9 protein-coding genes, 2 pseudogenes and 2 riboswitches are annotated in these 8922 nt (G+C 61.4%); of the genes and pseudogenes, 4 read left to right on the forward strand and 7 right to left on the reverse strand.

The features are described from left to right. Positions 1 to 282: 282 nt before the first annotated feature. Both AWB83_RS33735 and AWB83_RS33740 read left to right on the forward strand, forming a co-directional pair. Positions 283 to 2658: a putative bifunctional diguanylate cyclase/phosphodiesterase gene (locus AWB83_RS33735; protein ID WP_087049935.1), complete on the forward strand. Its 2376-nt coding sequence runs from the start codon at positions 283 to 285 to the stop codon at positions 2656 to 2658. Between the two features lie 400 nt (positions 2659 to 3058). Continuing rightward, positions 3059 to 3337, forward strand: a complete 279-nt coding sequence (locus AWB83_RS33740) for a hypothetical protein (RefSeq protein WP_087049936.1) — start codon at positions 3059 to 3061, stop codon at positions 3335 to 3337. A gap of 163 nt (positions 3338 to 3500) precedes the next feature. Here AWB83_RS33740 and AWB83_RS33745 read toward each other — a convergent pair whose 3' ends face one another. Then, entirely contained in the window at positions 3501 to 4733 is a 1233-nt protein-coding gene (locus AWB83_RS33745; RefSeq protein ID WP_087049937.1) for a phosphatidylserine decarboxylase family protein, read from the reverse strand. Between the two features lie 181 nt (positions 4734 to 4914). Here AWB83_RS33745 and AWB83_RS36890 point away from each other — a divergent pair, with 181 nt between their 5' ends. After that, positions 4915 to 5130, forward strand: a complete 216-nt coding sequence (locus AWB83_RS36890; protein WP_167389190.1) for a hypothetical protein — start codon at positions 4915 to 4917, stop codon at positions 5128 to 5130. A gap of 183 nt (positions 5131 to 5313) precedes the next feature. Here AWB83_RS36890 and AWB83_RS33750 read toward each other — a convergent pair. The 4 genes and pseudogenes from AWB83_RS33750 to AWB83_RS33765 form a co-directional block, all read right to left on the reverse strand. Continuing rightward, positions 5314 to 5761, reverse strand: a pseudogene (locus AWB83_RS33750) (chloride channel protein); the annotation flags it as partial. Positions 5762 to 5839: 78 nt separating this feature from the next. Further along, positions 5840 to 5909, reverse strand: a riboswitch (Fluoride riboswitch). A gap of 45 nt (positions 5910 to 5954) precedes the next feature. Then, positions 5955 to 6323 carry a DUF190 domain-containing protein gene (locus tag AWB83_RS33755; RefSeq protein ID WP_087049938.1) on the reverse strand — a complete coding sequence of 123 codons (369 nt, stop codon included), beginning with the start codon at positions 6321 to 6323 and terminating at the stop codon, positions 5955 to 5957. 97 nt (positions 6324 to 6420) lie between these two features. Further along, complete coding sequence (locus AWB83_RS33760; protein WP_087049939.1) at positions 6421 to 6762, reverse strand: phosphopyruvate hydratase family protein; 342 nt, start codon at positions 6760 to 6762, stop codon at positions 6421 to 6423. Then, a complete protein-coding gene (locus AWB83_RS33765) occupies positions 6755 to 7087 on the reverse strand; it encodes a DUF190 domain-containing protein (protein ID WP_244197977.1) in 333 nt (110 codons plus the stop codon). Before AWB83_RS33765 ends, AWB83_RS33760 begins: the two co-directional genes overlap by 8 nt. Before the next feature lie 205 nt (positions 7088 to 7292). Further along, positions 7293 to 7359, reverse strand: a riboswitch (Fluoride riboswitch). 82 nt (positions 7360 to 7441) lie between these two features. Between AWB83_RS33765 and AWB83_RS35875 the strand changes: the two are divergent. After that, positions 7442 to 7594 (forward strand): annotated as a pseudogene (locus AWB83_RS35875) (arsenical-resistance protein); the annotation flags it as partial. A gap of 63 nt (positions 7595 to 7657) precedes the next feature. Here the strand turns inward: AWB83_RS35875 and AWB83_RS33770 are convergent. Together AWB83_RS33770 and AWB83_RS33775 are read right to left on the reverse strand one after the other, a co-directional pair. Continuing rightward, on the reverse strand, positions 7658 to 8119 hold the full coding sequence (locus AWB83_RS33770; RefSeq protein ID WP_087049940.1) for a PRC-barrel domain-containing protein: 462 nt from the start codon (positions 8117 to 8119) through the stop codon (positions 7658 to 7660). A 153-nt stretch (positions 8120 to 8272) separates the two neighbouring features. Further along, complete coding sequence (locus tag AWB83_RS33775) at positions 8273 to 8572, reverse strand: DUF6723 family protein (RefSeq protein WP_244197978.1); 300 nt, start codon at positions 8570 to 8572, stop codon at positions 8273 to 8275. Positions 8573 to 8922: the final 350 nt, after the last annotated feature.

An 8922-nucleotide genomic window follows, 5' to 3' on the forward strand; every position in this document is an offset into this window, starting at 1 on the left:
TCCCTGCACCCAGATCGGGAGGCGCGTCGACGGCCGTGTCGCTCCTGGCCGACAGCCATGCGTTGAGTGTGCCTGATTTAAATGGCGAACGATCGGATCGATCGCGCCATGCGGCTTCTTCCTGCCATTTCGGTAATTGCTTCCGGCATGGTTCCGTCGCATTGAGATTTCCGGAGCGGCACCCCGCAAGATTCTCATTGCGCCTGACGTTAACGGAGATATGTTGAATCAGGGCGATTCGCCAATCGAACCGCCGCATCATCGCTAGAAATGGGCTCACGAATGAGCAATGCTTCACGCCCGGTGTCGGAACAACGCGGCGGCAGTGCCGCCGGCATACGCGGGGCGCAAAGCAATGCGTCCTCGCAAAACCAGCAGTTCCTGTCCTTCGTGCTCGCACGCCACGCGCGCGGCGTGCCACTCCGACTTTCCGGTCTTGCGCTCGTCGCGGCGGCGGCTTTCGGCGTCGCTTCGCTGATTCTTCATGTGCTCGGCGACCTCGCGCCTCCCGTGCGGCTGTGCCTGGCCGTCGGTGCGAGCGCCGCCGTCTTTGCGTTCGCCTTGCGGCACCTGCTCGGTGCGCAGTCGCGTGCAATCGCGGCGCAGTCGCTTGCCAGCGCGTTGCTCGACGCCAATCGCGAATGCATCAAGCTGCTCGACGTGAACGGCCGCATGCTGCGCATTTCGGAGTTCGGCGCCGAGCTGATGCAGGCCACTTCGCCCGAGGCGCTCGCGGGGGCGAACTGGCTCGGCTTCTGGTCCGGCGACGATGCGGCCGCCGCCAGTGCGGCATTCGACGGCGCATTGCGCGGCGCCCGGACATCGTTCACCGGCGCTTGCGCGACCACGAAGGGTGGGGAGAAATGGTGGCATTCGCGCCTCATTCCGATCATGGACGCCCGCAACCAGCGCGTGCTCGCGCTCCTCTGCGCCTCCTCGGATGTGACGCGCGAAAAGAAGCTCAGCACCGATCTGCGGGCCAAGGAGCAGTTGATGTCGGAGATGGAAACGCACGTCAGGATGGCGTTCTACTCCTATAGCGCGGATTTCTCATACTTTCATCACGTGAGCGCGGGCTCCTGCGCCGTGTTCGGCATCGACCCTGCCGTGCTCCACGAGCATCCGACGGCGTGGCTCGAACTCGTTCTGCCCGACGATCTGCCCCCGTTGCAGGCGGAAATGAGCCGGATCGTCGCGGAATCGACGGAGGGACGAATCCAGTACCGCATTCGCCGCGCGGACGGAGCGGTCCGCTGGATCCGAAGCACGGGCTTTCCCGTACGCGACGAAGCCGGCACCGTGACGCATATCGTCGGCATCAGCGAGGACGTGACAGCCGAGCACGAGTATCTCGCGGAGCTCGACCGGCTTGCTTACTCCGATGCGCTCACGGGCCTCGCGAACCGTAGCGCGCTGGTGCGCCGCATCGAGGAGCGTTGCGCCGCCGGCTTGCCGTTCGGGCTGATGTTCATCGACCTCGACCGCTTCAAGGTGCTCAACGACACGCTCGGGCACACCGCCGCGGACCGGTTGCTGCGCGAAATCGGCGACATCATCAAGGCTGCGCTGCCGCAGGATGCCTATGTCGCCCGTCTGGGAGGCGACGAGTTCGCTGCGCTCTTGAGCGCGCCGACCGAGAGAACTCGTCTGTCGCGCGCGGCGGAGTCGGTGCTCGCGGCGCTGGCCGAAAGCGGCCGGCTGGGGCGCGCGGAGGCTTTCGTGACGGCGTCGATCGGCATCTCCATGTACCCGCAGGACGGCGCCGATCAGGAAGCGCTGCTGACGAATGCCGATATCGCCATGTACGCCGCGAAAAAAGCGGGACGCAACGGCTTTCGCTTCACGGGGAAGCACGCGACGGAGCGCATCATCGATTTCGAACTCGAACGGGATCTCCCCGCCGCGCTTGCGGGCGATCAGTTCGTCCTGCACTACCAGTCGATTCACGAGCCGCGCTCGCTTGACGTTCACAGCGTGGAGGCGCTCATTCGCTGGCGGCATCCGACGCGCGGTCTGATCTCGCCAAGCGTGTTCATCCCGATTCTCGAGGAAAGCGGCTTCATCGTTCAGGTCGGCGGCTGGGTCATCGATCGCGCGCTGGGTCAACTGGCTCGATGGCGGCAGGCCGGCGCCACCGCGCTCGGCGTCTCCATCAACGTTTCGGCGCGACAGCTCGTCTCCTGCGACATCGTCGAAGTAGTCAACGAGGCGCTGCGTCGTCATGGCGTGCCGCACTCGAGCCTGCAGATCGAAATTACCGAAAGCGCGCTGATGGAAAATCCGACGCTCGCCCAGGAGACGCTCAGCGCGCTCAGGCAACTCGGCGTGCGCGTGGCGATAGACGATTTCGGCACGGGCCATTCGAGCCTGCGTTATCTCGCGGATTTCGCGCCTCACGCGCTGAAACTCGACCGATCGTTCATCGCGCGCATGCCAAGCGACGATTCGATCAGGATGATCGTGCGCGGCATGATCGACATATCGCATGGACTGGGCGTGCGAGTCATTGCCGAAGGCGTCGAGCACGCCGCGCAACTCGATATGCTGATCGACGCGCATTGCGACCTGATCCAGGGCTATCACCTGAGCCGCCCGCTGCCTGCCGAGCAGATCATGGGACTGACCGCACGCGGCGCCACCATGTTCGAAGCGAGCTGAGCGACGTGGAGTCGCCCGCGACTCTCTCGATGCACGAATCACGACAGGAGCCAGGCGCTTCGTTCAGGCATGCGCCATAATGCTCAGCATGCCTTCGAAGGCGTATCGCGGGAGACTTACGTCAGACAAGAGCGCCATGCAGATTCCCGAAGTCATCGATAAGGCTTCGGGCTCGATCTGACGAGGTCGATCATCGCGACACACCGGCGCCGGAGTCGTGCAAGCTCCGCGCCGGAAGGCGGTACCGGTGCCGGCGGCTCGAGCATGCCTGTCCGCGGGTTCCGGGTTCGACTTAACAACCATCGTTCCGACAGATATCCCGACCAGTCCTCATGGCGCAAGCCTCATCCCGGCGCGGCCATCCACGCGGAACCGTATCTGTCCGGTAAGGGAGACAAGCTTGACGACGATCTACCCTGAAACACTGGATCAACTGGCAGACCGCTGGACCGTTCTGATCAATCAGTCCAATTTCTGTCAGTCGCACGCCTATCCCGCAGCGCTGTGCACGGACGTCATCGCGTTGATCCGGCAGACCGAGCGCATGATCGCGCCCGATCCGTTCGAACAAGAGCAGATCGGCACTGCCCGCACGCTCGCCGAAAGCGGTGATCCGAAACTGGCGCTGTTCAAACTTCACGAGGTCATAGAAGACCGACTGAACGGCCGGCGTAGTTGAGTCCGAGTAGCGAAACCGGCACGCAGCCGGCTTCGCCCTCATCATTGCCCGCGTCGCGAGAATGTTCCGCGACTACTAGAACAGAAGGTCAAAGGCGAGGCAGAGCCCGGCGAGCCGACGAACGAGCGATTCGTCTCGAGCGCCGCTTGCAACGTGTCGATCGTCAACGCGCACTGCACAAATGCGCGTTGACCTTGACGGGCGGTGCGTCATCGCTGAATGGCGGTTGCGGTACGAAGCGCTCGATCACGCCGGCCCGGAAAATGAGGCAGCAGGTTGAGCCGCCGTACTGAAAATAGCCGAGTTCGTCACCCTTGCGCACGCGCTGGCCCGGCAGCGCTTCTATCACGCAGGACGACACCTCCGCCATGCCGACGAACACGCACGCCACTTCGCCGATGGCCGCATCGTCGCAATCGATCACGATGACCGCACGCGCAGCGACCGCGGTGATATATCCCTGCGAGTCGTTGAGTCCGCCAGGGTCTTCGCCTTCCGATTCCGCGTCCGAATAGTAAGTGCCATCCACCAGATAAGCCTTCGTGATGATTCCGCTCACCGGTGCATGCCACCGATGGTAGAAAAACGCACTGAGAAACGCTTGATACACAGTGCCCCCGACAAAGCGGCTCGCCAGTTCCGACTCTCTCGCCGTAAGCATCTCGAGCAGCGAATAGGGCTGCGACTTGATCCAGAACGAATCCTGAAGCCGCACGTTGTCCTGGACGTTGTATGGCGAGGCCTCGCAAGCGCTGACGATGACCTTGTCGTTTTCGGGCTGCGCGACGGGCCGCGCATCGGGCCTGAACTCGCGCGTAAAGAAGCGATTCCACGAAGCGAAGCCCCAATGCGGCTTGTCCGGATCGCACAGAAACTGCGACAGGCCGATCTTTCGATCCGCTTCGGGGCTGAACCAGCCATCTGGCGAAGCCGTGGTCAGATGCGTGCGCGAGTGCGGTCCGCTCAGAAAGCCGCACCACACGTTCAGGACGCGCTTCAGATGTGCGTTGAACGCAGGATCGCGAAAGAGCGCATAGCCCGAGGGCATGACCATCGGCCAGTCGAGCAAGGCATTGATCGGGCAGTGAATGAGGCTCGACTCGCTAAAGGGCGGCGCGTAGGTCAGCATCGCATCGAGCAACACGATGAATTCATCGATGTCCGCATAGCCCAGGTTCCGCCCTGCTTCCCGGGCCTGCCGGATCGCCCGCGTGAAATCCATGCGCACTACCGGATCGTCATGGATGAACGCCGTGAGTTCTTCGACGACGCCGTTCCTCTTCGCCGTGCGGGAGCGTTCGCGCGCGTACTCGGCGAAATTCTCGCGAAAGCGCGCGATCACGCGCTCCTCTTTCGGTAGCCACTCGCCGAGCCGGCGTCGCGTGTCCGTCGCCATCCGGGTTCTCTCCTTATGGTTCTTCGCCGCTTCGTTCCGTTCGATGTCCCGCGCCTGCTTGACTCTCGGGGCTCGAGATGCGCACGCGGCTTCGGACTTCGTAGCATCGCTTATGCCTGCATCGCGCGCGGTCATGGGCGCGCGGCCCTCATCGCGATCCCACACGGGCTTGGAACGACAAATGCTGACCACTACGCCAGGGCTCTTGCACGACGCTCCTGTCCATCGACTCAGACCGGAGAACCAGCATGCCACTGAAGAGAGGGACATCGAAAGAGAGGTTTCGAAGAATGTGAAGACGGAAATGAAGCATGGCAAATCGCAAAAGCAGTCTGTCGCCATCGCATTGAACCAGGCGCGCAAGTCGGGAAAGAAGATTGCCAAGAAGGACAAGTAGCCGGACTATCGTATCCTCCGAGTTCAATTCACAGGCCGGTCGGCCGCTGAAGCGTTGCGGCCGGGCGGCTCTTCACCCGCCGCTGGTCGTCACGCTGCTTTCATATTTAACCTCTCGCCCGCCGATCGGGGTTTGGAGTTCCCCGAAGATCTGGCGATAGAGATCTTCGCCATAGCTCGTTTCGAGCGGCTCGAGCCCGAAGATCGCGCCGGCGAGCGGTGTGCCGAACACCGACGAGAATCCCGCCGCGATGCCGCCCATGAGAAGGATGCGGCGGTCCTGCCTGTCGAGTCTGAACAGATGCGCGACGACGGTCGCCGCGAGCACGAGCGGCGCCATGCGCTTGGGTACGATCCGCTGAGAATCGTGCACTTCGTCGATCAGCAGATTATTCCGCCCCCTTCCACCGGCCTGCCGATGCGAGCGTAGATCCAGCCCGTGACGAGACCGGCACAGGAAGGAAACCGAGTAGCCACGGATGGCCGATTCGGGCATCCGTTGCGAGATCCAGGGAATAAAGAAACCATGCCGACGCAGACCCTGCAAGGGCGCCAAGCACTGAAGAGAACAAAAGCCAGCGCACCAGATATGGCACCATGGCACACTGCTCGATGGATTGAAGACGCTTCATGATTCCCAGATTTGATTGAATATCAAACTTGGGTGGCACGACGCCAATTAGGGAAGGCCTAAGACCTCCTGCACCCAGGAATTCGTAGGCATTATCAGCCGCTCGAAGTCAGCGGCGGTTATGGAGGCATGCCATCTCCATCGAACACGGTTTCGAGTACAGGTGACGCGTCACCGTCTGCACAGCGCCTGGCTCAATGCGTGCGCTTGCGGAACACCGAAAATTTCTTTGGATGATGTTGCGGATCGTCCTCGCCCAACAGGCCGAACTCGATCGGCGAGCGTGTGTAGAAGACATGCACACGCTCTGCTCTGACGATATCCAACAAGCGCTGTGCCTCTTCCTCCGTCACGGCGAGGATGATCTGCAAGGGCTGGTCGTTAAGTCTGAGCATATGCGCAGCGTGGTGCGCGCCGGCATGGCCGACGCCTTCGCTGCCGCTGATCACGGTGGCCCCACCGATGCCGAGCTCCTTCACCTCGTGCAGCAGCCATTCGCAGATCGTTCGATGGCCGTGCCGCTTGTTCTGTTCGGTGTAGAACGTCAACTGGAATCCGTTCATGGAATCCTCCGTCCGCGATTCGGCCACAAAGGCTTCCGCATCTAGTTACCGTGGGAATGACGCGCGGACGTCAGGCACGCGAATACCGAGAGCGGCACTACAACGCTTGGCGCGCGGGGCATTTCGATTCGGTGCCGTCGAATGCGATCAGCGCTTCGTCGATATGGCGCTGGTCGAGCGCGCCCTCGCCCACCAACGTTGCGGGTATGTCCAGGTTGACGTGACTCACGGCCTTCAGTACGCCTTTGCCACGATAACGCGATGGATCGCCGTCACGCAGTTCGACCGCTTCGAACTCGCCTGTAGAGGCGCCCGACGGCACGGTGGTTTCGCCGATGGCGCCATCCTCGAGCACCACGACGACCTTCACGATAGGATTGCCGCGCGAATCGAGAACCTCATGCGCGAAGATCGATGAGATGAGTGTCGGGCTAGTCATGATCCGGTTCACCGAGTAATTCGAATTCAACCGGGCAGCGCGTAAAAAAGAGCCTCACGCCACCCGCACCGAGATTCTCGAGCAACGCCTCGATCTGCGGATCCTGAGCGACCACGGTGACCGCGACAGGTTGATCGATAAGCTCGAAAAAGTAAGCGGCGTGATATCTGCCGTGCGCATCGATGCCTTCGCTGACTTCGGTGACCGTCGCTCCGTGAATGTCGACCTTTCGGATTTCGTCGAGCACCCATTCGACCACGGTCTTGTGCAGCTTGCGATGACGCTGGTTGGCCGCGTAGAGCGTGAGTTGACTGCCCTTGATCACGAAAGCCTCCTGTTTTTCGCGCAGGCAAGCGGCTTCTCTCGCGCGGGCAAGTCAACTGGCGCACGCACAGGCGCACAGCGCTCTATGTCTGCGCGTAATCCATGTCGAAGAGAGCTGAGCGGAAGGAGCATCGAGCCAGACCTGAAACAACAAGGTTCAAATCTGAAGGAGGAAGCCGGAAGACACGCCTACGGCCCCTGATCCAGGACCCGTCGGCATCATCAGCCGGCACGCCGGCGGTTATGAGGAGGAATGCCATCTCTGATTCTTCAGTCTAGCACGCCCGTCGAGCGACGCGAGCTGGTGCTAAGTGCGAATCGGCGCGCTTGAGGTAGAGCTCTGCCGTCTCCTGATGCCACGGCAATCAGCCTGTTCGGCTTTGTCTCGGGCCCCGCTCTCGCAACGGTGAACGGCGTGTTGAATGAGGTGCCGGTGATGCTGTTGTCGCGCGCCCGGCACCCGGAAAAGACGACCCATGAAGTGGGCTCCATGCGGCACCCGTCTTGAAGGCGCCGAAGTCACGCCTACGCGTTTAAATCGAGTGCCGCCGGCGCCATTACCTCACGGGAGTTACAGGACATCCCGATGAGTGGCGGCCGTCGTCACGTCGCCGACATCGGTGTTCTCCCAGTAAGGCGTTCGGCCGTAATATTGATGAACGTTTCGTGCCCACGTCATATCAGCCATCGCTGGCCACGAGTCCTTGTCGAAACCCGGGGCGTTCCTGATCTGGTCCGACGTTGCGGCCAATCTGAAGCACTTGTTGTCGGTATCGAGCGTCAAGGCGCCCCATGGAATGGCGAGAAGCTTGTCCCCAATGCCGAGAAAGCCGCCGCTCGATAACACGGCATAGGCGACTCGTCCCGAAGTGACATCCAGCATGATTTGCTTGATGGTTCCTACATCATCGCCGTCCGTGCTCAGAACACTGTTTCCATCGAGCGTGCTCGCCGCCATTACATCTGGTCCTGGGCCGTCGGCGGTCTGCGCACCCTTACCGGTAATGCTCATCCTGCTGTCTTGCGTGGACATGATCGATCTCCTGTCTGGATAGGGATGCGTTTGAATCCAGCAACGACCGTTCCTCAGTGCTTCTACCGAGCCGGCGAGGAGAAGAATGGCATCCACCGACGCCGGAAGTCCTGACCCGCGCCGCGAAAGCCTCCCGGATCGCCTTTGAATGGGTCATAACTCGGGATTGAGCAGATCGGCCTTGATGATCTCGCTGCCACGGGCGATCGCCGCTTCCTTCGCAGCGTCCCTGGACGGGTGAGGGCCGATTTCGTCCGCACCTTCGAAGGGATAGAGCAGGCGCGCATCAGTCAGGCGAACGACTTTTAGCGTACCGACGAAACCGCCGCTGACGTGCGGTCGATATGAAGCATAAAGCGCGTAGTCATCCTCTGTTTGGCCAGCCTTCGCGCCAATGTTCTTTTGAAATGGAAACAGGACGAGCTTGGCCCGTCGGGAAACAGACTTTGTCATGGTGCTGGAGAGGGAAGAAGTAATCGGAGTACTTCCAGGCGTCCGCTACTTAGCATTCGACATGCCAGGGCAACCTGCTTGTTTCCTGATACGAAAGGAAGCAATTCGCGAAGGCGTCCCTCTTCCAACATGCGTTATAAGCGAACCCCAGCCGGCGGTGCTCAGTCTGACCGGCAACCCCTTTTTCGCTTCTTGTCCGCCCGGCGTCGCGTCGGTGAGTCCGGATTGCGGCCGAGCGCCGGCAAAAAAATGGCGCAGCCCCTCAAGGCTGCGCCATCACATCGCCCATCTCAGACAGCGCGGCGCACCATCAATTCCTTGATCTTGCCGATCGCCTTGGTCGGATTGAG

The sequence above is a fragment of the Caballeronia ptereochthonis genome (genome assembly GCF_001545075.1).
GTDB lineage: Bacteria > Pseudomonadota > Gammaproteobacteria > Burkholderiales > Burkholderiaceae > Caballeronia > Caballeronia ptereochthonis.

Coding starts and splice junctions, on each gene's coding strand:
- AWB83_RS33760 (WP_087049939.1), bottom strand. CDS start 6,762: ATGACTAGCCCGACACTCATCTCATCGATCTTCGCGCATGAGGTTCTC.
- AWB83_RS33745 (WP_087049937.1), bottom strand. CDS start 4,733: ATGGCGACGGACACGCGACGCCGGCTCGGCGAGTGGCTACCGAAAGAG.
- AWB83_RS33770 (WP_087049940.1), bottom strand. CDS start 8,119: ATGTCCACGCAAGACAGCAGGATGAGCATTACCGGTAAGGGTGCGCAG.
- AWB83_RS33775 (WP_244197978.1), bottom strand. CDS start 8,572: ATGACAAAGTCTGTTTCCCGACGGGCCAAGCTCGTCCTGTTTCCATTT.
- AWB83_RS36890 (WP_167389190.1), top strand. CDS start 4,915: ATGCTGACCACTACGCCAGGGCTCTTGCACGACGCTCCTGTCCATCGA.
- AWB83_RS33735 (WP_087049935.1), top strand. CDS start 283: ATGAGCAATGCTTCACGCCCGGTGTCGGAACAACGCGGCGGCAGTGCC.
- AWB83_RS33755 (WP_087049938.1), bottom strand. CDS start 6,323: ATGAACGGATTCCAGTTGACGTTCTACACCGAACAGAACAAGCGGCAC.